At 47.1% G+C, this 25,526-nt stretch carries 24 protein-coding genes; 23 read left to right on the top strand and 1 reads right to left on the bottom strand.

The window, feature by feature from the left end; all coding sequences use genetic code 11:
• The first annotated feature begins 74 nt into the window (after positions 1–74).
• From iscR to FC652_RS07040, 19 genes are all read left to right on the top strand, one after another.
• Positions 75–581, top strand: coding sequence for a Fe-S cluster assembly transcriptional regulator IscR (gene iscR / locus FC652_RS07130; protein ID WP_103155548.1), 507 nt, complete (start codon positions 75–77; stop codon positions 579–581).
• Positions 582–611: 30 nt separating this feature from the next.
• Positions 612–1,826, top strand: a complete 1,215-nt coding sequence (locus FC652_RS07125) for an IscS subfamily cysteine desulfurase (protein ID WP_176298038.1) — start codon at positions 612–614, stop codon at positions 1,824–1,826.
• 43 nt (positions 1,827–1,869) lie between these two features.
• Positions 1,870–2,253 carry a Fe-S cluster assembly scaffold IscU gene (gene iscU, locus FC652_RS07120; protein ID WP_011078536.1) on the top strand — a complete coding sequence of 128 codons (384 nt, stop codon included), beginning with the start codon at positions 1,870–1,872 and terminating at the stop codon, positions 2,251–2,253.
• A 72-nt stretch (positions 2,254–2,325) separates the two neighbouring features.
• Positions 2,326–2,649: an iron-sulfur cluster assembly protein IscA gene (gene iscA / locus FC652_RS07115; RefSeq protein ID WP_039424285.1), complete on the top strand. Its 324-nt coding sequence runs from the start codon at positions 2,326–2,328 to the stop codon at positions 2,647–2,649.
• A gap of 60 nt (positions 2,650–2,709) precedes the next feature.
• A complete protein-coding gene (hscB, locus tag FC652_RS07110) occupies positions 2,710–3,225 on the top strand; it encodes a co-chaperone HscB (protein ID WP_176298037.1) in 516 nt (171 codons plus the stop codon).
• 21 nt (positions 3,226–3,246) lie between these two features.
• Positions 3,247–5,100 (top strand): Fe-S protein assembly chaperone HscA, encoded by a 1,854-nt coding sequence (gene hscA, locus FC652_RS07105; RefSeq protein ID WP_176298036.1) that lies wholly within the window; start codon positions 3,247–3,249, stop codon positions 5,098–5,100.
• Between the two features lie 11 nt (positions 5,101–5,111).
• On the top strand, positions 5,112–5,450 hold the full coding sequence (gene fdx, locus FC652_RS07100; RefSeq protein WP_011078532.1) for an ISC system 2Fe-2S type ferredoxin: 339 nt from the start codon (positions 5,112–5,114) through the stop codon (positions 5,448–5,450).
• Between the two features lie 81 nt (positions 5,451–5,531).
• Positions 5,532–5,726, top strand: a complete 195-nt coding sequence (iscX, locus tag FC652_RS07095) for a Fe-S cluster assembly protein IscX (RefSeq protein ID WP_130250849.1) — start codon at positions 5,532–5,534, stop codon at positions 5,724–5,726.
• Positions 5,727–5,878: 152 nt separating this feature from the next.
• On the top strand, positions 5,879–7,177 hold the full coding sequence (gene pepB / locus FC652_RS07090; protein ID WP_176298035.1) for an aminopeptidase PepB: 1,299 nt from the start codon (positions 5,879–5,881) through the stop codon (positions 7,175–7,177).
• Between the two features lie 64 nt (positions 7,178–7,241).
• Positions 7,242–7,667, top strand: coding sequence for a nucleoside-diphosphate kinase (ndk, locus tag FC652_RS07085; RefSeq protein ID WP_108653625.1), 426 nt, complete (start codon positions 7,242–7,244; stop codon positions 7,665–7,667).
• Positions 7,668–7,859: 192 nt separating this feature from the next.
• Positions 7,860–8,984, top strand: coding sequence for a bifunctional tRNA (adenosine(37)-C2)-methyltransferase TrmG/ribosomal RNA large subunit methyltransferase RlmN (locus FC652_RS07080; RefSeq protein ID WP_011149605.1), 1,125 nt, complete (start codon positions 7,860–7,862; stop codon positions 8,982–8,984).
• A 365-nt stretch (positions 8,985–9,349) separates the two neighbouring features.
• Complete coding sequence (gene rodZ, locus FC652_RS07075; RefSeq protein WP_108653624.1) at positions 9,350–10,300, top strand: cytoskeleton protein RodZ; 951 nt, start codon at positions 9,350–9,352, stop codon at positions 10,298–10,300.
• A gap of 5 nt (positions 10,301–10,305) precedes the next feature.
• The gene (gene ispG, locus FC652_RS07070) at positions 10,306–11,424 is read left to right on the top strand and encodes a flavodoxin-dependent (E)-4-hydroxy-3-methylbut-2-enyl-diphosphate synthase (protein ID WP_011078526.1); all 1,119 of its coding nucleotides are present in this window, start codon (positions 10,306–10,308) and stop codon (positions 11,422–11,424) included.
• A 35-nt stretch (positions 11,425–11,459) separates the two neighbouring features.
• Complete coding sequence (gene hisS, locus FC652_RS07065) at positions 11,460–12,728, top strand: histidine--tRNA ligase (RefSeq protein WP_011078525.1); 1,269 nt, start codon at positions 11,460–11,462, stop codon at positions 12,726–12,728.
• 69 nt (positions 12,729–12,797) lie between these two features.
• Positions 12,798–13,412, top strand: a complete 615-nt coding sequence (locus tag FC652_RS07060; RefSeq protein ID WP_045627619.1) for a YfgM family protein — start codon at positions 12,798–12,800, stop codon at positions 13,410–13,412.
• Between the two features lie 12 nt (positions 13,413–13,424).
• Positions 13,425–14,585, top strand: a complete 1,161-nt coding sequence (gene bamB / locus FC652_RS07055) for an outer membrane protein assembly factor BamB (RefSeq protein WP_176298034.1) — start codon at positions 13,425–13,427, stop codon at positions 14,583–14,585.
• A gap of 184 nt (positions 14,586–14,769) precedes the next feature.
• On the top strand, positions 14,770–16,260 hold the full coding sequence (gene der / locus FC652_RS07050) for a ribosome biogenesis GTPase Der (RefSeq protein WP_176298033.1): 1,491 nt from the start codon (positions 14,770–14,772) through the stop codon (positions 16,258–16,260).
• Between the two features lie 496 nt (positions 16,261–16,756).
• Positions 16,757–17,779: a sensor domain-containing diguanylate cyclase gene (locus tag FC652_RS07045; RefSeq protein ID WP_176298032.1), complete on the top strand. Its 1,023-nt coding sequence runs from the start codon at positions 16,757–16,759 to the stop codon at positions 17,777–17,779.
• A gap of 31 nt (positions 17,780–17,810) precedes the next feature.
• Positions 17,811–18,041: a zinc ribbon domain-containing protein gene (locus FC652_RS07040; protein ID WP_176298031.1), complete on the top strand. Its 231-nt coding sequence runs from the start codon at positions 17,811–17,813 to the stop codon at positions 18,039–18,041.
• An 8-nt stretch (positions 18,042–18,049) separates the two neighbouring features.
• Here the strand turns inward: FC652_RS07040 and xseA are convergent, their stop codons facing one another.
• Positions 18,050–19,381, bottom strand: coding sequence for an exodeoxyribonuclease VII large subunit (xseA, locus tag FC652_RS07035; protein ID WP_176298030.1), 1,332 nt, complete (start codon positions 19,379–19,381; stop codon positions 18,050–18,052).
• A 233-nt stretch (positions 19,382–19,614) separates the two neighbouring features.
• Here xseA and guaB point away from each other — a divergent pair, with 233 nt between their 5' ends.
• The 4 genes from guaB to FC652_RS07015 all read left to right on the top strand — a co-directional run bounded on the left by guaB (position 19,615) and on the right by FC652_RS07015 (position 25,470).
• A complete protein-coding gene (guaB, locus tag FC652_RS07030) occupies positions 19,615–21,078 on the top strand; it encodes an IMP dehydrogenase (RefSeq protein ID WP_013572343.1) in 1,464 nt (487 codons plus the stop codon).
• Positions 21,079–21,160: 82 nt separating this feature from the next.
• Complete coding sequence (gene guaA / locus FC652_RS07025) at positions 21,161–22,714, top strand: glutamine-hydrolyzing GMP synthase (RefSeq protein ID WP_017419991.1); 1,554 nt, start codon at positions 21,161–21,163, stop codon at positions 22,712–22,714.
• Between the two features lie 298 nt (positions 22,715–23,012).
• Positions 23,013–24,716, top strand: a complete 1,704-nt coding sequence (locus tag FC652_RS07020) for a chitinase (RefSeq protein ID WP_176298029.1) — start codon at positions 23,013–23,015, stop codon at positions 24,714–24,716.
• A 160-nt stretch (positions 24,717–24,876) separates the two neighbouring features.
• Positions 24,877–25,470, top strand: coding sequence for a GPR1/FUN34/YaaH family transporter (locus FC652_RS07015; RefSeq protein WP_011078514.1), 594 nt, complete (start codon positions 24,877–24,879; stop codon positions 25,468–25,470).
• Positions 25,471–25,526: the final 56 nt, after the last annotated feature.

Below are 25,526 nucleotides of genomic sequence, written 5' to 3'. Positions count from 1 at the left end.
AAATAAATACTTGACCATTTTAGTCGGGTATGGAAAAATCCGTATCATTACAAACAGTGTGGATACGGTGTGATATGAAACTGACATCTAAAGGAAGATATGCGGTAACGGCAATGCTGGATGTGGCACTGCATTCGCAAAAAAGTCCTGTACCTCTGGCTGATATTTCCGAGCGTCAGGGGATTTCGCTCTCTTACCTAGAGCAACTTTTTTCCAAACTGCGTAAAGCGGGCTTGGTCGCGAGTGTTCGTGGTCCTGGCGGTGGTTACCGTCTCGGCGCAGACGCATTTACCATTTCAATTGGTACGGTGATCGCGGCCGTTGACGAATCGGTTGACGCAACTAAGTGTCAGGGCAAAGGAGATTGCCAAGGTGGCACTCGCTGCCTTACTCATACACTTTGGCGTGACCTGAGTTCACGCATTACAGACTTCCTAAACAACATCACGCTTGGCGAGCTCATGAGTGATAATGAAGTCATCGAAATTTCTGACCGTCAGGACATTAACCTAGCGGTGAATCATGGGTTGGCTAACAAAACTATTAACACCGCGCCCATCGGTGTAAATTTCCGCTCTTAAGCGGCCAAAAAGTTTACATTGGAGTGAAGAATGAAACTGCCTATTTATCTAGACTATTCGGCGACTTGCCCTGTAGATCCACGTGTCGCTGAGAAAATGGTTCAGTGCATGACGATGGATGGTAACTTTGGTAACCCAGCGTCACGTTCTCATCGTTACGGTTGGCAGGCAGAAGAAGCAGTAGATACTGCTCGTGAGCAAATTGCAGAATTGTTGAATGCCGATCCTCGTGAAATCGTGTTTACTTCAGGCGCGACCGAATCGGATAACTTAGCGATCAAGGGTGCGGCTCACTTCTACTCAAAACAAGGTAAGCACATCATTACCAGCAAAACAGAGCATAAAGCAGTACTGGATACTTGCCGTCAGCTTGAGCGTGAAGGTTTTGAAGTGACTTACCTTGAGCCAGAATCAAATGGTTTAATTAGCCTAAGCAAGCTTGAAGCCGCAATGCGTGAAGATACTGTCTTGGTTTCTATCATGCACGTGAACAATGAAATTGGTGTGATTCAAGATCTCGAAGCCATTGGTGAACTTTGCCGTTCACGTAAAATCATTTTCCACGTCGATGCAGCACAGTCAGCAGGTAAAGTGGCGATTGATGTTCAGCAACTGAAGGTAGACTTGATCTCGCTTTCTGCACACAAGATTTACGGTCCGAAAGGCATTGGTGCACTTTACGTTCGCCGCAAACCACGTATTCGTCTTGAGTCTCAAATGCACGGTGGGGGTCATGAGCGCGGTTTCCGTTCAGGGACGTTAGCGACTCACCAAATCGTTGGTATGGGTGAAGCTTTCCGCATCGCCAAACTTGATATGGAAAAAGACTACCAACATGCGTTAGCGCTGCGTAATCGTCTGCTAGACGGCGTGAAAGACATGGAAGCAGTGACCATCAACGGTGATCTGGACCAGCGCGTTCCACACAACCTAAACATCAGCTTTGCTTTTGTCGAAGGTGAATCACTACTGATGTCACTAAAAGATCTTGCGGTATCGTCAGGCAGTGCTTGTACTTCAGCGAGTCTAGAGCCTTCTTATGTACTGCGTGCTCTCGGTCTCAATGATGAGTTAGCACATAGCTCGATTCGTTTCTCCTTTGGTCGTTTTACCACGGAAGAAGAGATCGACTACGCAATTGAACAAATCCGTGTAGCGGTTGAAAAGCTGCGCGACATGTCTCCTCTATGGGATATGTACAAGGAAGGAATTGATCTCAACACGGTTGAGTGGGCTCACCACTAAGATCAATTCATAGACAAGTTATAGAGGATTCGAGGTAAATATCATGGCATACAGCGAAAAAGTAATTGATCACTATGAGAACCCACGTAACGTTGGTTCGTTTGACAAAGAAGATCCATCGGTAGGTAGCGGCATGGTTGGCGCGCCTGCATGTGGTGACGTAATGAAACTGCAAATCAAAGTGACGCCAGAAGGCATCATTGAAGACGCAAAGTTCAAGACCTACGGTTGTGGTAGTGCGATTGCATCAAGCTCATTGGTTACTGAATGGGTAAAAGGCAAGAGCATCGAAGAAGCGGCTTCGATCAAAAACTCGGAAATTGCAGAAGAGCTAGAATTGCCACCAGTGAAAGTGCACTGTTCAATTCTTGCAGAAGATGCAATTAAAGCCGCAGTCGCTGACTACAAGAAAAAACACCAACTTTAAGGCGTTTTTTGAGGTTATAATGGGGGCCTTACGCTCCCATTCCATTGGTAAACTATTTAACTAAGGTGCAGTATGGCCGTTACATTAACAGAATCCGCAGCAAGTCGAGTGAGAGCATTCCTAGATAACCGAGGCAAAGGCATTGGTTTACGTTTAGGTGTGAAGACGACCGGTTGTTCGGGTATGGCCTATGTCCTTGAGTTTGTTGACGAACTGAATGAAGAAGACGAAGTGTTTGAGCATTCAGGTGTTAAAGTGATTATCGATAAAAAGAGTTTGGTGTATCTAGACGGCACGCAACTAGACTACGTAAAAGAAGGGTTGAATGAAGGCTTTGAATTCAACAACCCAAATGCGAAAAGTGAATGTGGTTGCGGTGAAAGCTTCAACGTCTAATGACTGAAATTCTGAGCCGTTACCATTGGCTCAGAAGATTTATTCAAGGACCATAGATCAATGAATCACTTTGAATTGTTTGGGCTACCACCTCAGTTTTCGCTGGATGGTAGCCTTCTTTCTTCTCAGTTCCGAGAATTGCAAAAACGCTTCCATCCGGACAATTTTGCGACCGCTTCTGAACGCGATCGTTTGTTAGCAGTGCAAAAAGCGGCACAAATTAATGATGCTTACCAGGTGCTTAAGAATCCCATTTCTCGTGCGGAATACCTTTTGGCGCAAAACGGTTTAGAAATCCGAGGTGAGCAGCAAACCATGCAAGATCCCATGTTTCTGATGGAACAGATGGAATTGCGTGAAGAGTTGGAAGAGATCCCTCATCGCTCAGATGCTGAGAGTGCTTTGGCGGCGTTTGATGCCAGAGTGAGCAAAATGTATAAACAACATCTCGCATCAATTGAGCAAGAGCTGAATGACGCTCAGTGGCCACAAGCCGCCGATCGCGTACGTAAGCTGAAATTTATTGCCAAACTAAAGAATGAAATAGAGCTAGTGGAAGAGAAACTCTTCGGCTAGTTTGAAAAACAAGGATCCATCATGGCATTACTTCAAATTGCAGAACCGGGCCAAAGCTCGGCACCTCATGAGCACAAAAGAGCAGCCGGTATCGATCTTGGTACCACTAACTCTTTGGTCGCTTCGGTCAGAAGCGGCACCGCAGACACTTTGAAAGATGCTCAAGGTCGTAGCCTTCTTCCATCGATTGTTAATTATGCCAATGAAGAGGCGATTGTCGGCTACGCGGCGAAAGCGCTGTCTGAATCTCAGCCACAAGATACCATCATCTCAGTAAAACGTTTATTGGGTCGTTCGTTAACGGACATCCAAACTCGTTATCCTTCTTTGCCTTATCGTTTTAAAGCCAGTGAGAATGGTTTGCCTGTTCTCCAGACGGCTCAAGGGGACAAAAACCCAATTGAAGTTTCTGCCGATATCCTAAAAGTGCTAGCAAAACGCGCAGAAGAGAGCCTCGGTGGTGAGCTTTCTGGTGTGGTCATTACCGTTCCTGCCTACTTTGATGATGCGCAGCGAGCCGGCACTAAAGATGCAGCGAAACTTGCCGGCCTGCATGTGCTTCGCTTACTGAACGAGCCGACAGCCGCCGCCATTGCCTATGGCTTAGACTCTGGCCAAGAAGGGGTCATTGCGGTCTACGATTTGGGTGGTGGTACGTTTGATATCTCAATTTTGCGCCTGTCAAAAGGAGTGTTTGAGGTATTGGCCACCGGCGGTGATTCTGCATTAGGTGGTGATGATTTTGACCATCTGTTGGCCGATTTTCTTGCCGAGCAAGCGGGCTTAGAGACGCCTTTGAGCGCAGAAAAAAACCGCACCCTATTGAACATTGCGACGGCCACTAAGATTGCTTTCTCTGAGCAAGACTCTGTTGAAGTAGAGGTCTTTGGTTGGAAAGGCGTAGTCACGCGTGAGCAATTTGAAGAGCTGATTCGTCCGCTAGTGAAAAAAACGCTGCTGTCCTGTCGTCGAGCGTTGAAAGACGCAGATGTGGACGCTGACGAAGTACTTGAAGTGGTCATGGTTGGCGGTTCTACTCGCACTTTATTGGTTCGCGAAATGGTGGGTGAGTTCTTTGGTCGCACACCATTAACCAACATCAACCCTGATGAAGTGGTTGCCATTGGCGCTGGTATTCAAGCGGATATTCTGGCGGGCAACAAGCCTGATTCTGAAATGCTATTGCTGGATGTGATCCCTCTTTCGTTGGGGATTGAAACCATGGGTGGTTTGGTTGAGAAAATCATTCCTCGCAATACCACCATTCCGGTGGCACGCGCTCAAGAGTTCACCACCTTCAAAGATGGCCAAACCGCAATGAGCGTCCATATTGTTCAAGGTGAACGTGAGATGGTGGATGACTGTCGTTCGCTCGCTCGCTTTTCACTCAAAGGCATTCCGCCAATGGCGGCTGGTGCTGCTCATATTCGCGTTACCTACCAAGTGGATGCCGATGGCCTGCTGTCAGTGACCGCGATGGAGAAAAGCACAGGTGTTCAATCGGAAATCCAAGTGAAGCCATCTTATGGTCTGAGTGATGACGAAGTGGCGAACATGCTTCGCGATTCCATGACGTATGCCAAAGAAGACATGCAAGCTCGCGCTTTAGCTGAGCAACGTGTAGAAGCGGATCGAGTGATTGAAGGTCTTATTGCCGCGATGCAAGCTGACGGGGATGAGCTACTCAGCGAAGCTGAAAAAGCCACCTTACTGCAAGCGATTGAATCCTTGATTGAACTGCGCAATGGCAACGAAGCGAATGCGATTGAGCAAGGTATTAAAGACACTGATAAAGCGAGCCAAGATTTTGCCTCTCGTCGAATGGATAAGTCTATTCGTGCAGCACTGGCTGGCCAGTCAATTGACACTATTTAAGAGTAACAACTATGCCTAAGATTATTGTATTGCCTCATGAAGATTTGTGCCCAGAAGGTGCCGTGCTAGAAGCAAACAGTGGTGACACAGTATTAGATGTGGCACTGAAAAATGGGATTGCGATTGAGCACGCGTGTGAGAAGTCTTGCGCTTGTACTACGTGTCACGTCATCATTCGTGAGGGCTTTGATTCACTTGAAGAAAGCGATGAGTTAGAAGATGACATGCTCGACAAAGCATGGGGGCTAGAGCCTGAATCGCGTTTAGGCTGCCAAGCGAAAGTGGCGGATGAAGACCTAGTGGTTGAGATTCCAAAATACACGCTAAACCACGCATCGGAAGACCATTAATCGATGTGTTGCGCAGTTTTCTGGGTCTTTTGACTTAGTGAACTGTTGCTGAAGTGACGAATGTTTCAAAGGAAGATAAGTATGAAATGGACAGATTCGCGTGATATCGCCATTGAGCTTTGTGAGCGCTTTCCTGAGATGGACCCCAAAACGGTGCGTTTTACCGATCTTCATCAATGGATTCTAGAAATTGATGGTTTTGATGACGAGCCCAATCATTCCAATGAAAAGATCCTCGAAGCGGTGATTCTTTGCTGGTTGGATGAATGGGAATAAATCCAGCCGAGTTAACAAAATTCATTAAAAAACACGGACCTTTTGGTCCGTTTTTTTATCAATTTGACATTTCTACCCTACATAATGCTAACATCCGTGAGTTATTCCAATAGAAAGGCGTAGGTAGCGCCGTTATAAGGCAAGGAGAAACCATGTCTACACAGATGTCTGTATTTTTAAGTCACGAAGTCGCCGCTCCACAGTGGGGCGAGAAAGCACTGGTATCATTCAATGAGCTGGGCGCTCTTATCCATACAGGCGAAAGTACGGATTTAACTAAAATCCAACGCGCAGCGCGCAAGTTTGATGTTCAAGGCATTAAGAGTGTATTTCTTACAGGTGAAGGTTGGGATGTGGAAGCGATTTGGGCTTTCCACCAAGGTTATCGTAATCCGAAAAAATACAGCCAACTTGAGTGGGTTGCGCTAGAAGAGAAAGCACAAGCAGAGCTGGAAGCGCGCATTAAAGCCACTGAGTTCACTCGCGATATCATTAACAAACCGGCTGAAGAAGTCGCCCCTCGCCAACTTGCGACGATGGCGGCGGAGTTCATTCGTTCTGTGGCTCCAGAAGGCACAGTGACAGCGCGTATCGTCAAAGATAAAGATCTGCTTGCTGAAGGCTGGGAGGGCATTTACGCCGTAGGCCGTGGTTCTGATCGCACTTCAGCAATGCTTCAACTCGACTTTAACCCAACGGGTGATGAGAATGCGCCTGTTTGGGCATGTCTAGTCGGTAAAGGTATTACCTTCGATTCTGGCGGTTACAGCATCAAGGCGTCCAATTTCATGGACTCAATGAAAGCGGACATGGGCGGTTCGGGTACGATTACCGGTGGTCTAGGCCTCGCGATCATGCGCGGACTGAACAAGCGCGTAAAACTGATCCTATGCTGTGCAGAAAATATGATTTCTGGCCGAGCGTTGAAACTGGGTGATGTGATTACCTACAAAAACGGTAAGACAGTTGAAATCATGAACACCGACGCGGAAGGTCGCCTAGTACTTGCAGATGGCCTGATTTATGCCTCGGAACAAAATCCAGAGTTGATCATTGATTGCGCGACCTTAACGGGCGCGGCGAAAAATGCGCTAGGCAACGATTACCACGCGCTACTGACGTTTGACCAAGCTCTTGCGCAAGAAGCACTAAAGTCAGCAGCAGAAGAAAAAGAAGGTTTGTGGCCGCTGCCACTAGCAGAATTCCATCGTGAAATGCTGCCATCAAACTTTGCTGATATGTCTAATATCAGCGGCGGTGACTACTCTCCTGGTGCCAGCACGGCAGCGGCATTTCTTTCTTACTTTGTACAAGATTACCAAAAAGGTTGGTTGCATTTTGACTGCTCGGGAACTTACCGTAAGTCAGCCAGCGACAAATGGTCTGCGGGTGCGACAGGAATGGGGGTTTGTACTCTGGCCAACCTGTTAGTGACACAAGCGAATAAGTAATACTTCACAGCAGCCCAATTGGGCTGCTGGACTATAACAACGACATGAAATAAAGGGACACCTTATGGCTCTAGAAAGAACATTTTCGATCATTAAGCCTGACGCTGTAGAACGCAACTTAATCGGTGAAATTTACCACCGCATTGAGAAGGCAGGATTACACATCATCGCGGCAAAAATGGTGCATCTTAATGATGAACAAGCAAGTGGCTTTTACGCTGAGCACGAAGGAAAAGAATTTTTTCCAGCATTGAAAGAGTTCATGACTTCAGGACCCATCATGGTTCAGGTTCTAGAAGGCGAAAATGCCATTGCACGTTACCGTGAATTGATGGGTAAAACCAACCCAGAAGAAGCGGCTTGTGGCACCATTCGCGCTGACTATGCATTGAGTATGCGTCACAACTCGGTGCACGGCAGTGACAGTCCTGCATCAGCAGCGCGTGAAATTGCTTTTTTCTTCCCAGAGTCGGAAATTTGCCCTCGTTAAGCGGTTTGATTAAGTAGACGAACTCCCAAGCCCAGCAAGCTGGGCTTTTTTCTGGCTAAAGAAAAGTGTGGTGATATTTTAATCGTTTGGTTTTATCGCCTTAGCATCTTCGGGGTTTTACAGCCCTTGTTGTCACTGCATAAAGCCTGTACAATTCGCGCCCTTAATCTTGTTCAGTCATTGAGAGGCAACATGAGCACTGAAAAAATTAATCTACTCGACTTTGATCGCAAAGGCCTGCGTGAACTGTTCGCCCAAGAGTTAGGCGAAAAAGCGTTTCGTGCTGATCAGGTTATGAAGTGGATCTACCATTTCGGTGTGGATGATTTCGATAACATGACCAACATCAACAAGCAGTTGAGAGAGAAGCTTAAGCAGAAATGCGAGATCGTCGCACCTGTTGTTTCAGAAGCTCAACACTCATCAGATGGCACCATCAAGTGGGCCATGCGTGTTGGTGATCAAGATGTTGAAACGGTTTATATCCCAGAAGAAGACCGCGCAACACTTTGTGTTTCATCTCAAGTGGGTTGTGCACTGGAATGTAAATTCTGTTCAACGGCGCAGCAAGGTTTCAACCGTAACTTAAAAGTGTCAGAAATCATCGGTCAGGTGTGGCGTGCGGCACGTGAAGTAGGGCTTGAGAAAGAAACTGGGCGTCGTCCGATCACCAACGTGGTGATGATGGGCATGGGTGAACCGTTGCTGAACATGAAAAACCTCATTCCTGCTTTGGAAATTATGCTGGATGATCTGGGCTTTGGCCTCTCTAAACGCCGCGTTACTGTGTCGACTTCGGGTGTGGTTTCTGGCTTAGATCAGATGACGGGCAAAATTGACGTTGCACTGGCGATTTCTTTGCATGCACCTAATGACAAACTGCGCAGTGAAATTATGCCGATCAACGATCGTTGGGATATTCAGGATTTCTTAGCATCAGTGCGTCGCTACATTGCTTCTTCCAATGCCAACCGCGGTAAAGTGACGGTGGAATACGTGCTACTTGATCATGTTAACGATGGCACTGAACATGCACATGAGCTTGCGCAGTTGATGAAGGATACACCTTGTAAAATCAACTTGATTCCATTTAACCCATACCCAGGCTCACCATACAAGAAACCAAGCAACTCACGTATTGATCGTTTCCAAAAGACATTGATGCAATATGAGCATACGGTGACGATTCGTAAGACGCGCGGTGATGATATTGATGCCGCATGTGGTCAGTTAGTGGGGGACGTGATCGACCGAACCAAGCGTACCGCCATGCTGAAAGCGGCCAAAGGTGAGACCATCGAGGTTAAAGCGCTGTAAGCCATCATTTTCTTATTAAACAGCCAGAGCTATGCTCTGGCTGTTTTGCTTTCTAATCGTCATTTTTTGCTTGTTTGGTGGACTTTCTATGCTGAATTGGACGATATATCGAATTTCTTGTGTCAAACTTTGGACAAAAGCTTGAGCTAAAGGTAAATTTCTCAGCATAGAGTTTTTGTCAATAACGCAGTTTGGCTTATCATGTTTAAAGCTACAGCTCTGTTTTGGCAGTGTAGGTTGGCTAATAAAATAATTAGGGCTGCGTCCAAAGCACCGCAGCAAACTTTTTCCAAAGTTCAGTGCAAACCAAGAACGATGAATAATAAGCGCACTTAACTTTCATTATTTGAAGATTTTAGACAGTTATGACTACAGATAACGATTTTTCACAAGACAGTGCCACAGAATCTCTCGCCATTGAACAAGTCGGTACCTTACTCAAACGCCAACGCGAATCAATGGGTTACACGCAAAAACAAGTCGCAGATCGATTACGTTTACGCGTTAACGTGATTGAACAGATCGACGACAACCAGCTTGAAAGTGGCCAAGTGGCGACCTTTACTCGCGGTTATTTGCGCTCTTACGCCAGATTGGTTGGTCTTGATGAAAAAATCATTCTTGATGCGCTAGACAATACTGGTGACGCGCAGCACCAAGAACAGGAGATGCAGAGCTTCTCACGTAAAACCAATACGGAGAAACACAATAGCCGCATCATGCTGATCACTTGGGGTATTTTCATCATCATCACGGGCATTTCTTCACTTTGGTGGTGGCAAAATCAGCAAGAGAACAGTTTAGCTCAGTCGGTCAATCAAGCCGCTCAACTTGATAATGCAGTGATTGAAGAGAATGAGCCACCTGTGCTTGACGATGTTGTGATGCAAGAAATGAGTATGGCCGAAGGGGATGCTCAGCCAGAGATCGCGACAGAAGTGGAGGTTGAGCCTGCTCAGGTTGAGACAACGGAAAGCACTCCCGTTGAGGAAGCGGTGGAAAGTGATGCCCAAGCACAACTGACACCGCCAGTGGCAGAAGAATCACTCCCGTTAGAAGCACCCAAAGCCAATGGTGAAACCGCCTTAACAATGGCTTTTCGTTCGGACTGCTGGGTTCAAGTTAAAGACGCCAGTGGTAAGACATTGATTTCTGGCATCCGCAAATCGGGTCAAGATTTAAACCTCTCTGGTCAGGCCCCTTTTAACGTTATTTTGGGCGCGCCAGAAGGCGTGACCATGACATTTGCAAGTGAACCTGTCGACCTTTCTCGGTATACTGCAGGCAAAGTAGCTCGATTCACCTTACCTTTGTAAAGATTATGCACAACGAATCTCCAATTATCCGTCGTAAATCGACGCGAATTTATGTGGGCGATGTTCCAATCGGTGATGGTGCGCCAATCGCGGTGCAATCCATGACCAATACTCGCACTACGGACGTAGCAGCCACCGTTGCTCAAATTAAAGCATTGGAAAATGTCGGCGCCGACATTGTTCGTGTTTCTGTTCCGACGATGGATGCGGCTGAAGCTTTCAAGCTGATCAAACAGCAAGTATCGATTCCATTAGTCGCCGATATTCATTTTGATTATCGTATCGCACTGAAAGTGGCCGAATACGGGGTGGATTGTTTACGCATCAACCCGGGCAACATTGGTAATGAAGAGCGCATTCGCTCAGTCGTTGATTGCGCGCGTGACAAAAACATTCCAATTCGCATCGGTGTCAACGGTGGGTCGCTAGAGAAAGATCTGCAAATGAAGTATGGCGAGCCGACACCAGAAGCTTTGGTCGAGTCTGCCATGCGCCATGTTGATATTCTTGATCGCCTCAACTTTGATCAATTTAAAGTCAGTGTGAAAGCGTCAGACGTTTTCCTCGCGGTGGATTCTTACCGACTGTTGGCGAAGAAAATCGATCAACCTCTGCATCTCGGCATTACAGAAGCGGGTGGTGCTCGTGCTGGTGCAGTGAAATCGGCGGTTGGCTTAGGCATGCTTTTAGCGGAAGGTATTGGCGATACGCTACGTATCTCTTTGGCGGCGAACCCTGTTGAAGAGATCAAAGTGGGTTTTGATATTCTTAAGTCATTGCGAATTCGTTCGCGAGGCATCAACTTTATCGCGTGTCCATCGTGTTCACGTCAGGAATTTGATGTCATCAGCACGGTCAATGCACTGGAAGAGCGACTTGAAGACATCATTACTCCGATGGATGTCTCCATCATTGGTTGCGTTGTGAATGGTCCGGGTGAAGCTGAGGTATCGCATCTCGGTCTGGCTGGCAGCAACAAGAAGAGCGCTTTTTACGAAGATGGTAAACGTCAAAAAGAGCGCTTCGACAATGAAGATCTGGTGAATCAACTAGAAGCGAAGATCCGTGCCAAAGCGGCACGCATGGATGAAAGCAACCGCATCGACATTAAAGTGCAAAACTAAATCTCAACGAAGTCATTCAAATTACGGTAATTATTGTGGCAAAAACAATCCAAGCAATTCGAGGCATGAATGATTGTCTCCCAACTCAATCACCACTGTGGCAGAAGCTAGAAGGCGCAGTGAAGAACGTAATTAGCGCATACGGTTACAATGAAATGCGCATGCCAATCGTTGAGATGACGCATCTATTTAGCCGTGCTATTGGCGAAGTGACTGATGTGGTTGAAAAAGAGATGTACACCTTTGAAGACCGCAATGGTGACAGCTTAACATTACGTCCAGAAGGCACCGCGGGTTGTGTGCGTGCCGGGATTGAAAACGGTTTGCTGTACAACCAAGAACAGCGCGTTTGGTACATGGGTCCTATGTTCCGCCACGAGCGTCCACAAAAAGGTCGTTACCGTCAATTCCACCAGTGTGGTGTAGAAGTTTTTGGTCTCAATGGCCCTGACGTCGATGCAGAGCTGATCATGATGACTGCGCGTCTTTGGCGTGAACTTGGCATTGATAAACATGTGCGTCTAGAGCTGAACTCGATTGGTTCGTTGGAAGCGCGCGCAAACTATCGCACTGCACTGATCGCATTTCTTGAGCAACATATCGATGTGCTGGATGAAGATTGCAAACGTCGTATGCATACTAACCCACTACGTGTATTGGATACCAAGAATCCAGATGTACAAGCGATTTTGGGTGATGCGCCACGTTTGTCTGACTACTTAGATCCAGAGTCAACGCAACATTTTGCGGGTTTGTGTGAACTTCTTGACGCGGCGGGTATCGAATACACAGTCAACGAACGCTTGGTTCGTGGTCTGGATTACTACAACCGCACGGTTTTTGAATGGATCACGGAAAGTCTAGGCTCTCAAGGTACCGTTTGTGGTGGTGGCCGTTACGATGGCCTAGTAGAGCAACTTGGTGGCAAAGCGACACCTGCGGTGGGTTTTGCGATGGGCTTAGAGCGTTTAGTGCTAATGTTGGAAACGTTAGAGCTGACGGATGTTCGTCGTAGTGTGGACGTTTACGTCGTCACTGCGGGTGAAGGCACTATGATGGCTGGCATGAAGTTGGCGGAACAAGTTCGTGAAGCCATTCCTGGGGTTCGCGTGATGAACCACTTTGGTGGTGGTAACTTTAAGAAACAATTTAAACGTGCTGACAAAGTGGGCGCGGTTGTAGCCCTAGTACTGGGTGAGAATGAAGTTGCAGACAACACCGTTGTATTGAAAGATCTCGCTGGTGGTGAGCAAGTTACGTATTCACAGCAAGAGATTGCCAGCAAAATTGCTGAGCTGATTTAAGCTCTGGCAGCAGTCACAACAATAGCAGCGGTTTCGCTGCCATTGAATCAGTTTTAAAGAGGACAGGAAGTGGAAGTTTACAATACTGAAGAAGAACAAGTTGAAGCGATAAAAGATTGGTGGAAAGAGAACGGCAAAGCCGTGATCATCGGTGCCGTTGTTGGTCTCGGTGGTCTATTTGGCTGGCGTTACTACCAAGATAGCGTAACGCAAGCGCGTGAAGCTGCTTCACAAAATTATACTTCCGCAATTAATGCATTACAGGCGAAAGGCGCTGAAGCGGCTGCGGATGTTGAAGCTTTCATTGCCTCTAATGACGTCAAAGAGTATTCGGTACTGGCGGCGTTACAACTGGCTAAAGCACAAGTAACCGCTGGTGATCTTAATGCTGCGCTAACCCAGCTAAAATGGGCTCAGAGCAACAGCAAAGATGCGGCTCTTATTCCGTTAACGACTTACCGTATTGCGCGAGTAGAAGCAGAGTTAGGCAATTTTGATGCAGCGAAAGCTGAGCTAGCAAAAGTGACAGACGCTAGCTGGGCTGGCCGAGTAGCAGAATTGCGTGGTGATATTGCTTTGCGTCAGGGTGACAAAGAAGCCGCTTATGCCGCTTACTCTGAAGCGCAACAAGCCGCTGATGCAGGTCAAACTCTGCAAATGAAATTGGATGATCTGGCAAAATAAGGACTTCATGGCATGAAGAAAATGGTCAGGAAAGCCTTATTAGGCATGATTACAGTGGGTGTGTTGGCGGGTTGTGCCAGTGAAGAAGACACCATTGTAATGGCGCCATTGCCACAGGTGAATAGCCAGTTCACTCCGCAATCAGCTTGGAGTACCAGTGTCGGTAATGGTGTAGGCCATTATTTCTCTAAACTCTCTCCTGAATATGCTTACGACAAGCTATTTATCGCCAGTCGTGATGGTGTAGTGAGAGCTCTGGATCCAACATCAGGTAAGCAACTGTGGAGCCAAAACGTCAAGCAAGGCGACACAGCGAGATTGTCTGGTGGCTTAACCGCCGCTTACGGCCGCGTCTACATTGGCAGTGAAAATGGTGAGCTGATCGCTTTGGACGAAGCGACTGGTGAGGTCTCTTGGCGCATCTCTGTGGTCGGCGAGATCTTAGCAAAGCCCGTTGCTGAAAATGGTCTAGTGATTGTGAATACCAGCAATGGCGTATTGATGGCCTTCGATCAAGATAATGGCGAACAAAAGTGGACCATCAGCACTGAAGTACCTAACTTGACTCTGCGCGGCGATAGTACACCGACGGCGGTATCAGGTGGTGTGTTTTGGGGAACGGCGAATGGCCGTTTAGCGGCGGCTATTGTTGAGCGTGGTCAGTTGATCTGGCAACAGCCTGTTGGTACACCAAAAGGCGCGACTGAAATCGATCGTTTAGTGGATGTGGATTCGTCACCAATCGTTTTGGGTGGCACGCTGTATGTCGTGGGCTACAACGGACAGTTAATCGCACTTGATTTACGTTCAGGCAATGCTGTTTGGAAGCGCAATTACTCATCGGCAATCGATATGGCGACCGATGGCAGCCGTTTGTTTGTTGTGACTGACAAAGATCACCTCGTGGCGGTCGATGCACGCAGTGGCACCGAGTTGTGGCAAAATGAACAGCTAGAGCATCGTTTGTTGACCGCACCAGTTATCGTGAATAACTATGTTGTAGTCGGTGACAGCCAAGGCTATTTACATTGGCTTGATCGCACTTCTGGTGAGTTCGTGGCTCAGCAGATGATCAATGACAGCGGTTTTTCGGTTGGACCTACGGTATTGCCAGATGGCTATGTCATTACCACGCGTGACGGCAATGTAAAGAAACTGACGATTAACGAATAATCGTGATATAATTCACATTCGGCTCCTGGCTGGTGACAGTTAGGAGCCGTTTTGTTGCTAGATTTTTGTTTAGCGATGTTGATGACTAATAAATAGATTGTGGTTATAGGTAAAAAGCTGGTTCCTAGTGGTCGAGCAAGTGGTTACCTATAACTACAGAACGAAGATGAATGTAGAGGTTGTTATGATACCTGTTGTTGCTTTGGTTGGACGTCCTAACGTAGGAAAATCTACGTTATTTAACCGACTAACTCGCTCACGTGATGCGTTGGTTGCAGACTTTCCTGGCCTCACGCGAGACCGTAAGTATGGTCAAGCCAAAGTGGGTGAGCACGACTTTATTGTGATTGATACCGGTGGTATCGATGGTTCTGAAGAAGGCGTTGAGACCAAAATGGCAGAACAGTCACTTGCTGCGATCCGCGAAGCTGACGTTGTGCTGTTCATGGTGGATGGCCGTGCAGGATTGACGCCATCCGATGAGGCGATAGCTGCCCACTTACGTAAAATTGAAAAAGCCACTATGTTGGTGGTGAACAAAGTGGACGGTATCGATGCGGATGCCGCCAGCGCGGACTTTTGGCAACTTGGTGTGGGTGAAATGTACCAAATTGCCGCTGCTCACGGTCGCGGTGTGACAGCGCTAATTGAACGTGCGCTGAATCCTTTTTTCGACGATCTGCTGAGCTCTCATGCGGAAGGTGAACTAGAAGATCTGACCGAATTTGAAGATGAAGACGCAGAACAGCAAGATTTTTCTGAAGAAGATGCGGAAGCATCATTAAAACGTCTTCAAGACCAGCCGATCAAGTTGGCGATTATCGGTCGTCCAAACGTAGGTAAATCGACACTGACAAACCGTATTCTAGGTGAAGAACGCGTTGTTGTGTATGACATGCCGGGAACCACGCGTGACTCTATTTACATTCCAATGGAACGTGATGGTCGCGAATACGTGTTGATCGACACAGCAGGTGTTCGTCGTCGCGGTAAAGTACATGAAACGGTTGAAAAATTCTCTGTTGTTAAAACCCTGAAAGCGGTTGAAGACGCCAACGTTGTGCTATTGATTATCGATGCGCGTGAGAACATTTCAGACCAAGATTTAAGCTTGCTTGGATTTGCTCTGAATGCTGGTCGCTCCATTGTTCTTGCTGTGAACAAGTGGGACGGTTTGGATAACGAAGTGAAAGAGAATGTGAAGAAAGAGCTCGATCGCCGTCTTGGTTTCGTCGATTTTGCTCGCATTCACTTCATCTCTGCGTTGCATGGTACGGGTGTTGGTCATTTGTTTGAATCAGTGCAAGAAGCTTACCGCTCTGCAACCACTCGTGTAGGGACATCGGTACTGACGCGTATCATGAAGATGGCAACAGAAGATCATCAACCGCCAATGGTTCGTGGCCGTCGTGTGAAGCTGAAATACGCGCACGCTGGTGGATACAACCCACCCATCATTGTGATTCACGGTAACCAAGTTCGTGATCTGCCGGATTCTTACAAGCGTTATCTAATGAACTACTTCCGTAAGTCACTAGATATCATGGGTACACCGATTCGCATCCAGTTCCAAAACAGTGATAACCCATTTGAAAATCGCTCAAGCAAAATGACTTTGTCTCAAGAGCGTGCGCGTAAGCGTATGATGAGCGCGGTGAAAAACCGCAAGAAGTAAGTCGTTTCTGACACCTAATGCCCAAGCATCGACTTGGGCTTTTTTATATCTGAATTTAGCCTTAGGAAATCTCAAGTTCATCAAACGGATGAGTATTGAGTGGTTAAGATCTCTAAGATTGTAAAAACAAGAGGTGATTAATCGCTGACAGAAAAAGCAAACCTGAATGGAAAATGATCTTTGCGTTAAATTCTGTTTTTGTCGTTTATTAGCTATTATCTTGGTATTTTTGTCTGTTTAAAATTGATATGCAGCATATGTAACTTATGCTTTCGGGGTGTGGTTATATAAATATTCTTTTTTGAGTAGATCGCTGATCAAAATGTAATAACCAGACGATCAAGATAGGATCCGATAAGCGTGCCTGAGGTCGTATTAATGATGTTATCGTTCTGTTAAACTGTCGATAACCATACCGTAGCATTGCTGAGTGAATCAACAATGCTAGGATAAATCATAATAATATTGAGTAAAGTTAGTACACTAGAGCGCTGCTATGGATACCGTCAGACTATTGGAAGCTCATAAGTCGATCAACCAGCTATTAGGCAAACTGGCCTTGGGATTGGACAAAGATCAGTTAAACGGCGAGATCGTCGCACTTTCAGAGGTTCTTTTTGGATCTCGAAAGGCCTCGATTCTCAAGTTAGATCCTGACAAAAACACCCTTCACGTAGAATACGCCCCGAATCTTCCAGATTTCTACAATCAAACGATTGAAGGGGTTGTTATCGGTAAAAATGTAGGTTCTTGCGGCGCTGCTGCCTATAGTGGCAAATCTGTCGTCGTCAGTGATATCTACCAACACCCGAATTGGCAGCCTTATCTCGCGTTAGCGGAAGCGGCCAACCTTGCTGCATGTTGGTCTGTGCCAATCCTGTCGCGACAAAAGAAAGTGCTAGGGACTTTTGCTATTTACAGTGAAATGCCATCAAGTCCCGCTAAAGAAGAACTTGAGATTTTGCATCTGCTAGCTGCTCTCTACTCAGTTGCGTTAGAAAAGTACCATCTTGAGGATCAACTGCATTACCATGTGAATCGAGATCCGCTTACTCAATGCTACAACCGAAGAATTCTCTATTCGGAGTCAGAGCCTTTACTCGTTGGTGCTCGGCAAAGCGCACGTGGGGTAGGGTGTTTTTTCATCGATGTTGATGAGTTTAAATACATTAATGATCGATTTGGTCACGATGTGGGTGACAAGGTTTTGGTGAGTTTGGCGCAATGGCTGATGCAACACTTTCCGAAACAGGCGGTGATTGCTCGATATGGTGGCGATGAGTTTGTCGCGGTGTGCCAGTTTGAAGAGCAAGAAGATTTCGACCGGTTTTATCAGCAATTGCAAGGCGAGATCAAAATGTTTTTGCTGCTAGAAGATTATTCTGTTTCCGTTAGTATTGGCGCTGACTATGCTCAAGGTGAACGTTTAGCGAAATTGGATAAGTTAATTCGCAGTGCTGATATTCGTATGTATCAGATAAAGCGTGTCCACCAGAAAATTAGCGCAAGGCTGAACTGAGTAACAGAACAACAGACAAGAGTATTAGGTAATGAATGAGAATAAGTGTCCTGTTTGTGCACAAGCATTAGAGTGGAATGGTCACTATCACTGTGAGCCTTGTCATAAAGACTTTAGTAAGATTGGTTATTGTCCAGAATGCGAAGCTGAGCTAGAGAAGCTGCAAGCGTGCGGTGCGGCCAATTACTTCTGTAATCACTGCAACGAGCTTAAATCGAAATCAAGAATCCGCTTTCAGTTCAAAGAGAAAACCACAGATTAAGCCATGGCTTAGTTCACAGTAGAGCGTACTTCACCATCGGATAGGCGGGTGACCAAAGTGTCGCCCGTTTTGATTTGTGATTGACGCGTAATCACTTCGCCTGATTCACTTTGAGTAATAGAGTAGCCTCGTTTCAGTGTTGCCAAAGGGCTTACAGTGTCGAGCTTCTCCGCGGCGATCGCGATCTGGTGGCGCAACCTTAGCAGCTTGCGGTCCATAGCATCCATCATCTTCTGTTCCACTCGTGCAAGTGCATTTTTTTGTTCACTGATTTGACGAACAGGCGAGAGTAATTGCAGTTTGTGCTGAACACGAGAGACCTTTTGTTCTCGTTGTGCCAGATACTTTTCCATCGCTCGTTGTAAGCGGATCTGCAACTCATCAGCTTGTTGAGTCTGACGCATCAAGCGATAGCGAGGATGCTGTTTCTCTAGTCGATGGCTCAGCGAGACGATGGTGCGATTTTGCTCGGTGAGGTAATGACGCCAGGCAGAATGCAGTTTTTGCTCGCGGCTGATTAAGGCTTGATCTTTGTGGCTGTTATCACGACTAACCAGTTCTGCAGCTGCGGATGGTGTTGGCGCACGCAAATCTGCAACAAAGTCCGCAATTGTCACATCAATCTCGTGACCAACCGCAGAGATGATCGGGATTTGGCTGGCGGCAATGGTTCGAGCAACAATCTCGTTGTTAAAGCACCAAAGATCTTCCAGTGAACCGCCTCCACGGCCGACAATCAATACGTCACATTCGTTACGGCTGTTTGCACGTCCAATTGCTTGAGCAATTTGAATGGCGGCCTCTTCTCCTTGTACCAGAGTCGGATAAATGACCACAGGAAGAGAAGGATCTCGGCGTTTCAGTACATCGAGAATGTCGTAAAGCGCGGCGCCAGTTTTAGAGGTAATAATACCGACGCATTTAGGGTGTTCTGGGATCGTCAATTTCGTGGATTGAGCGAAAAGCCCTTCGCTGGCCAGTTTCATTTTTAATGCATCAAATTGCTGTTGCAGACGACCATCGCCCTCTGGCTGCATGCTTTCGATGATCAACTGATAATCACCACGTGGCTCGTACAACGAAAGACGTGCTTTGACTAACACTTGATTACCATTGGTTGGCTTAAAAGAAACGAGGCGGTTATTCCCTTTAAACATGGCACATTTAACTTGAGCCATTGAGTCTTTGAGGGTGAAATACCAGTGACCAGAAACCGGCGCAGAGAAGTTAGAAATCTCTCCCACTAACCAAACAATGCCTAATTGGTTTTCAAGCAATAAACGAACTTCAGAATTTAAACGTGAGACGGTGAAGATGTTTGGATTGGTCAGAGAAGACAAAACTAATCCCGTAGACGTGGGTATGGAGGTTAGCCGCAATATAATACATATCAAGAGGGTAAATGCAAGAAAAAAATTAAAAAATTTGTGGCCAAGCGATTGCGTTGGCCGTATAATCCGTCCGCAATATCTAATCCAAATGTGGCACGTTACTCAACGTCTGCTGCCCTCATTATGCGAAACGATGAGATTGGATTGTTCTTTTTACCTCTACATATTGTGAGATATTGCAAATGCTAAGAATTGCCAAAGAAGCGCTGACATTCGATGACGTACTACTCGTGCCAGCTCACTCCACCGTTCTCCCAAACACAGCTGATCTTCGCACTCAGTTGACGAAAAACATCACACTGAACATTCCTATGATCTCTGCCTCGATGGATACCGTGACGGAAGCTCGTCTCGCTATTGCACTTGCGCAGGAAGGTGGCATTGGCTTTATTCACAAGAATATGTCTATCGAACAGCAAGCTGCTGAAGTTCGTAAAGTGAAGAAGTTTGAAGCGGGTGTGGTAACGGATCCTGTCACTGTAAGCCCTGATGCGACCATCGCGGATGTGGTTGCGCTGACCGACAAGCACGGTTTTGCTGGTTTCCCTGTGGTTACTGAAAGCAATGAGCTAGTGGGTATCATCACTGGTCGTGACGTACGTTTTGTGACAGACCTTTCTAAGAAAGTCTCTTCTGTCATGACGCCAAAAGAAAACTTGGCTGCCGTAAAAGAAGGTGCAACTCGCGCTGAAGTGCAAGAAAAAATGCATGAAGCCCGCGTTGAGAAAGTACTGGTTGTGAATGATGATTTCCAATTGACCGGTATGATCACGGCAAAAGACTTCCACAAAGCAGAACGTAAACCAAACGCATGTAAAGATGCGCAAGGTCGTCTACGCGTAGGCGCAGCGGTTGGTGCGGGTGCGGGTAACGAAGAACGCGTTGCTGCACTGGTTGAAGCCGGTGTTGATGTACTGTTGATTGACTCTTCACATGGTCACTCAGAAGGTGTTTTACAACGTATTCGTGATACACGAGCGGCATTCCCGAATCTTGATATCATTGGCGGCAACGTTGCAACAGCAGCGGGTGCCAAAGCCCTGATTGAAGCGGGCGTTAGCGCAGTAAAAGTGGGGATTGGCCCAGGCTCTATCTGTACGACTCGTATCGTAACTGGCGTAGGCGTTCCACAAATTACCGCGATTGCAGACGCAGCGGAAGTGGCGAACCAATATGGCGTGCCAGTGATTGCTGATGGTGGTATCCGTTTCTCTGGTGATATCTGTAAAGCGATTGCGGCGGGCGCATCTTGTGTGATGGTTGGTTCTATGTTTGCGGGTACTGAAGAAGCACCGGGTGAAGTGATTCTTTACAACGGCCGTTCTTACAAAGCTTACCGTGGTATGGGTTCTTTGGGCGCAATGTCTCAAGGTTCTTCAGATCGTTACTTCCAGTCAGACAACGCAGCAGACAAGCTGGTACCAGAAGGTATCGAAGGCCGTATCGCGTACAAAGGCCGCCTAAAAGAGATCGTTCACCAGCAAATGGGTGGTCTACGTTCAAGTATGGGCCTAACAGGCAGTGCAACGATTGAAGAAATGCGCACCAAAGCGGAATTCGTACGCATCACGGGCGCGGGTATGCAAGAGTCTCACGTGCACGATGTACAAATCACCAAAGAAGCACCTAACTATCGCTTGGGTTAATTGACCCTGAGTTGAAATTTAAAGCTTATGGGGAGCGAGATTTGCTCCCCATCCACCAAATTTGATATCGAGATTAACCTCAATGACTAAAAATATTCATGACCAACGTATTCTGATCCTAGATTTCGGTTCGCAGTACACTCAACTTGTTGCGCGCCGCGTACGTGAAATCGGCGTTTACTGTGAGCTTTGGAGCTGGGATGTTGAAGAAGCGGATATTCGTGAATTCAACCCAGACGGTATTATTCTTTCTGGTGGCCCAGAGAGCGTGACAGAAGATAACTCTCCTCGCGCACCTCAATATGTATTCGATTCAGGCGTGCCAGTACTGGGGGTGTGTTACGGCATGCAAACCATGGCTGAACAGCTAGGTGGCAAAGTATCGACTTCTGACGAGCGCGAATTTGGCTATGCAGCAGTTAAAGTGTCTGGTGAGTCAGCTATTTTCAAAGATCTTGAAGCCACTCAAGATGTGTGGATGAGCCACGGTGACAAAGTGGTTGAGATTCCAGCAGGTTTCACCAAAGTAGGTGAAACAGACACTTGTCCTTACGCAGCAATGGCGAACGAAGAGAAAAAATACTACGGCGTTCAGTTCCACCCAGAAGTAACGCACACTAAAAATGGCCTACAAATGCTAGAGAACTTTGTTCTTGGTGTTTGTGGTTGTGAGCGTCTATGGACTTCAGAATCCATCATCGAAGATGCCGTTGCTCGTATTAAAGAGCAAGTGGGTGACGATGAAGTGATCCTCGGTTTATCTGGTGGTGTGGATTCATCAGTCGTAGCAATGCTGGTTCACCGTGCAATCGGTGACAAGCTAACGTGTGTCTTCGTTGATAACGGTCTACTTCGTTTAAACGAAGGTCAGCAAGTGATGGACATGTTTGGCGACAAGTTTGGCCTAAACATCATCAAAGTTGATGCTGAAGAGCGTTTCCTAAAAGCACTTGAAGGCAAATCTGATCCTGAAGAGAAGCGTAAGACCATCGGTCACGTATTCGTCGATGTATTTGATGAAGAATCGAAGAAGCTGAAAAATGCGAAATGGCTCGCTCAAGGTACCATCTACCCAGACGTAATCGAGTCAGCTGCCTCTAAGACAGGTAAAGCGCACGTAATCAAATCTCACCATAACGTGGGCGGTCTGCCAGACGACATGGCTATGGGTCTTGTTGAGCCACTACGTGAGCTGTTCAAAGATGAAGTGCGTAAGATTGGTCTAGAACTTGGCCTACCTTACGAAATGCTCTACCGCCACCCATTCCCTGGTCCGGGTCTAGGTGTTCGTGTTCTTGGTGAAATCAAGAAAGAGTACTGTGATTTGCTACGTCGTGCGGACGCTATCTTTATTGAAGAGCTCCACGCAGCGGATCTTTACAACAAGGTATCTCAAGCGTTTACGGTATTCCTACCAGTACGTTCCGTAGGCGTAATGGGCGACGGTCGTAAGTATGACTGGGTGGTATCACTACGTGCTGTAGAGACCATCGACTTCATGACGGCGCATTGGGCACACCTACCGTACGATTTCCTAGGTAAGGTTTCTAACCGTATTATCAACGAAGTAAACGGTATCTCACGCGTGGTTTACGATATCTCTGGTAAGCCACCAGCAACCATCGAATGGGAATAATCTTGCGTCCATAGCAACGCATGAACCCCAGACAGAACCCCGAGTTTTACTCGGGGTTTTTTATTACCTTCACTAAACCACCAAATAAAACGGCAGCCATTCACTGCTGTTTACTGGGGGTGTTGGTTTTGGAACAAGGTGAACATTCATTTTGTCTTGGAATGTTATGCTGTTTGCATGTGACGGAAATGACTCGCAGTTTTGTTTCGCAATTGGAAATCTCTCTGACTTTCCTATCAATTAAGGACTACTCTGCCAAAAAGGTAACAATTTGTGTAGAGAAAAAGGAAAAGGATAAATGAAGATTTCCCATCTGTCGGTTCTGATCGGATGTACGTTGGCCGCTGGAGCGCAAGCGGCAATGAATATCCAACCAGACCCTCAAAACCCAAATGGATATGTTGTTTCACGCGCGGATCTGCAAACCGCTGAGCAGGCGCAAACGGCAGATCCCATGTACGCAATTTGGTCGAAGGCGTTAGAAACACGCTCGAATACCATCGTCGAAGCCATTGCTCCCGGTGCGGCGAGTAACCCTGATAACGTAAAGCGTACTGAACGTGTTTTCCCACAAAGTGAATGGGATTTTCTCACTCATATGGCTGCGCCCGAATACACTTATACGCGTTTTTTAAAGGCGATAGGTAAGTTCCCCGCTTTCTGTGGTGAATACACTGATGGGCGGGATTCGGATGCGATCTGTAAAAAATCCATCGTGACGGCCTTTGCTCATTTCTCGCAAGAAACCGGTGGCCACATTGCAATTGATAACGTCTCTGACAACCCACTAGGCCTGGAAGAGTGGCAACAAGCGTTGGTTCATGTGCGTGAAATGGGGTGGTCGGAAGGTCAAGCAGGTTACACCACGGGTTGTGGTCAGAACGATTGGCAAAACAAACGTTGGCCGTGTGAAGCGGGGCAGGGCTATTTTGGCCGTGGGGCAAAACAGCTTTCTTACCACTTCAACTACGGTGCGTTTTCGGAAGTGATGTACGATGGTGATGCTACTGTGCTGCTTAAGAACCCAGCTTTGGTGGCGGACTCTTGGTTAAACCTCGCTTCAGCCATTTGGTTTTTCTTAACGCCTCAAGCGCCGAAACCAGCCATGCTGCATGTGATCGACCGTACTTGGGTACCATCCCAACGTGAAGTGGACGCGGGCATTGGCTACGGCTTTGGTACCACGATTAACGTCATCAATGGTGGCATTGAGTGTGGTGAGCAGAATAAAGACAAAGGCCAGCCAGTTAACCGTATTCGTTACTGGGAAGGGTTAGCATCGCACTATCAAATCCCTGTGGAAGCGGATGAAAAGAACACCTGTTGGCAGCAAACCCCTTATGGCAGTTTGAACCTCAATGGTGCAACCGACGTGCTCTACACCAACTGGGACGGCAACTGGAAATATTACGCCGATCGTCCAGGAGGCTATTCCTTTGAGTGTGAATTGGTGGGCTTCCAAACGGCCTATTCGGCGTTAGTACCAGGTGACTACGAAAAATGTGTGACTAACTTCTATGGCTCGCACGCAAGTTGGCCAGAAGTGCGTGTGGTTGACAAACTAGACCCTGTTGACCCAGGAACCCAACCGGGTGGCAATGAATGGAGCGCAAGTAAAGTTTACGTTGCTGGCGACCAAGTTACCTACAAAGGTGCGACATACAAGGCGAAGTGGTGGACACGAGGCAACGATCCAAGCCTAGGTGGGCCTTGGGAATTGGTGGCGGGAACACCAACAGAGCCAACGCCAACACCGGATCCTGTGCCAACCCTAGAACCGACTCCGGACCCAGAGCCAACACCGGATCCAACTCCTGAACCGACGCCCGATCCAACCCCTGTCCCAGGTATCTTTATTCAGTGGGAACCGGGTGTAACGCAGGTTGCTAATGGTGAAAAAGTGACTTACAACGGTAAGTGCTTTATCGCTAAAAATGGCCCAGGAGTTTGGGAGACGCCAACGCAATCAAACTGGTTCTGGGATGAGATTTCTTGTCAGTAACCTTTCCAACCTCAAGCAAACTCTGGCTATGCCAGAGTTTGTTTATTCAGCCAGTTTAATATGAAATCTTAGTTTGCACTTTAGCTAGCTATCTTTTATCCAACGCTTCATTAAAATCCGCGCGTAATTTTTATAAACATTTTTGAAAAGGTACGCGTTTATGTCTACTAAACTGGCTAACCCAGCGCCACTTGGTCTAATGGGTTTCGGTATGACTACTATCCTGCTCAACATTCACAATGCAGGTTTCTTCCCGATTGACTCTATGATCTTGGCAATGGGCATCTTTTATGGTGGTCTAAGCCAAGTGATCGTAGGTATCATGTGCTTTAAGCGTGGTGATACCTTTGGTACCACAGCGTTTACGTCTTACGGCCTATTCTGGTTGACGCTGGTTGCGTTGATCGTGATGCCATACATGGGCCTACCAGCAAGCCCAGCGAATTTCATGGGTTGGTACCTTGCACTGTGGGGCATTTTCACTGGTTTCATGTTCATTGGCTCACTTTGCTACCCAACAGCAAAACAAGTGGTGTTTGGTTCATTGACCATTCTTTTTGCACTGCTAGCAGCACGTGATTTTACGGGCAGCGAACTTATTGGCACGATCGCGGGCTTTGAAGGCATCTTCTGTGGTGCGAGCGCAATTTACTTTGCTATGGCCCAAGTGCTAAACAACGAATATGGCCGCACTATTTTGCCTATTGGTGAAAAGAAAGCACCAGCAGTGAACGCGCAAGAGCTTGCTGCATAAGCCACATCGTTTTGGGAACAGAAATGAAAGGGGTTAGCCAATGGCTAACCCCTTTT

This window comes from Vibrio sp. 05-20-BW147 (assembly GCF_013369385.1).
In the GTDB taxonomy this organism is placed as follows: Bacteria; Pseudomonadota; Gammaproteobacteria; order Enterobacterales; family Vibrionaceae; genus Vibrio; species Vibrio floridensis.
Note: the sequence above shows the minus strand (reverse complement) of the source record. Positions and strands in the feature narration are given on the sequence as shown.

Bases quoted from the DNA above. Each gene is read 5' to 3' on its own strand.
- rodZ (WP_108653624.1), top strand. From the start codon at position 9,350: ATGACTACAGATAACGATTTTTCACAAGACAGTGCCACAGAATCTCTC.
- iscA (WP_039424285.1), top strand. From the start codon at position 2,326: ATGGCCGTTACATTAACAGAATCCGCAGCAAGTCGAGTGAGAGCATTC.
- pepB (WP_176298035.1), top strand. From the start codon at position 5,879: ATGTCTACACAGATGTCTGTATTTTTAAGTCACGAAGTCGCCGCTCCA.
- FC652_RS07080 (WP_011149605.1), top strand. From the start codon at position 7,860: ATGAGCACTGAAAAAATTAATCTACTCGACTTTGATCGCAAAGGCCTG.
- guaB (WP_013572343.1), top strand. From the start codon at position 19,615: ATGCTAAGAATTGCCAAAGAAGCGCTGACATTCGATGACGTACTACTC.
- ndk (WP_108653625.1), top strand. From the start codon at position 7,242: ATGGCTCTAGAAAGAACATTTTCGATCATTAAGCCTGACGCTGTAGAA.
- FC652_RS07020 (WP_176298029.1), top strand. From the start codon at position 23,013: ATGAAGATTTCCCATCTGTCGGTTCTGATCGGATGTACGTTGGCCGCT.
- der (WP_176298033.1), top strand. From the start codon at position 14,770: ATGATACCTGTTGTTGCTTTGGTTGGACGTCCTAACGTAGGAAAATCT.
- ispG (WP_011078526.1), top strand. From the start codon at position 10,306: ATGCACAACGAATCTCCAATTATCCGTCGTAAATCGACGCGAATTTAT.
- hscB (WP_176298037.1), top strand. From the start codon at position 2,710: ATGAATCACTTTGAATTGTTTGGGCTACCACCTCAGTTTTCGCTGGAT.
- fdx (WP_011078532.1), top strand. From the start codon at position 5,112: ATGCCTAAGATTATTGTATTGCCTCATGAAGATTTGTGCCCAGAAGGT.
- iscU (WP_011078536.1), top strand. From the start codon at position 1,870: ATGGCATACAGCGAAAAAGTAATTGATCACTATGAGAACCCACGTAAC.
- FC652_RS07040 (WP_176298031.1), top strand. From the start codon at position 17,811: ATGAATGAGAATAAGTGTCCTGTTTGTGCACAAGCATTAGAGTGGAAT.
- hscA (WP_176298036.1), top strand. From the start codon at position 3,247: ATGGCATTACTTCAAATTGCAGAACCGGGCCAAAGCTCGGCACCTCAT.
- bamB (WP_176298034.1), top strand. From the start codon at position 13,425: ATGAAGAAAATGGTCAGGAAAGCCTTATTAGGCATGATTACAGTGGGT.
- iscR (WP_103155548.1), top strand. From the start codon at position 75: ATGAAACTGACATCTAAAGGAAGATATGCGGTAACGGCAATGCTGGAT.
- FC652_RS07045 (WP_176298032.1), top strand. From the start codon at position 16,757: ATGGATACCGTCAGACTATTGGAAGCTCATAAGTCGATCAACCAGCTA.
- FC652_RS07125 (WP_176298038.1), top strand. From the start codon at position 612: ATGAAACTGCCTATTTATCTAGACTATTCGGCGACTTGCCCTGTAGAT.
- FC652_RS07015 (WP_011078514.1), top strand. From the start codon at position 24,877: ATGTCTACTAAACTGGCTAACCCAGCGCCACTTGGTCTAATGGGTTTC.
- guaA (WP_017419991.1), top strand. From the start codon at position 21,161: ATGACTAAAAATATTCATGACCAACGTATTCTGATCCTAGATTTCGGT.
- iscX (WP_130250849.1), top strand. From the start codon at position 5,532: ATGAAATGGACAGATTCGCGTGATATCGCCATTGAGCTTTGTGAGCGC.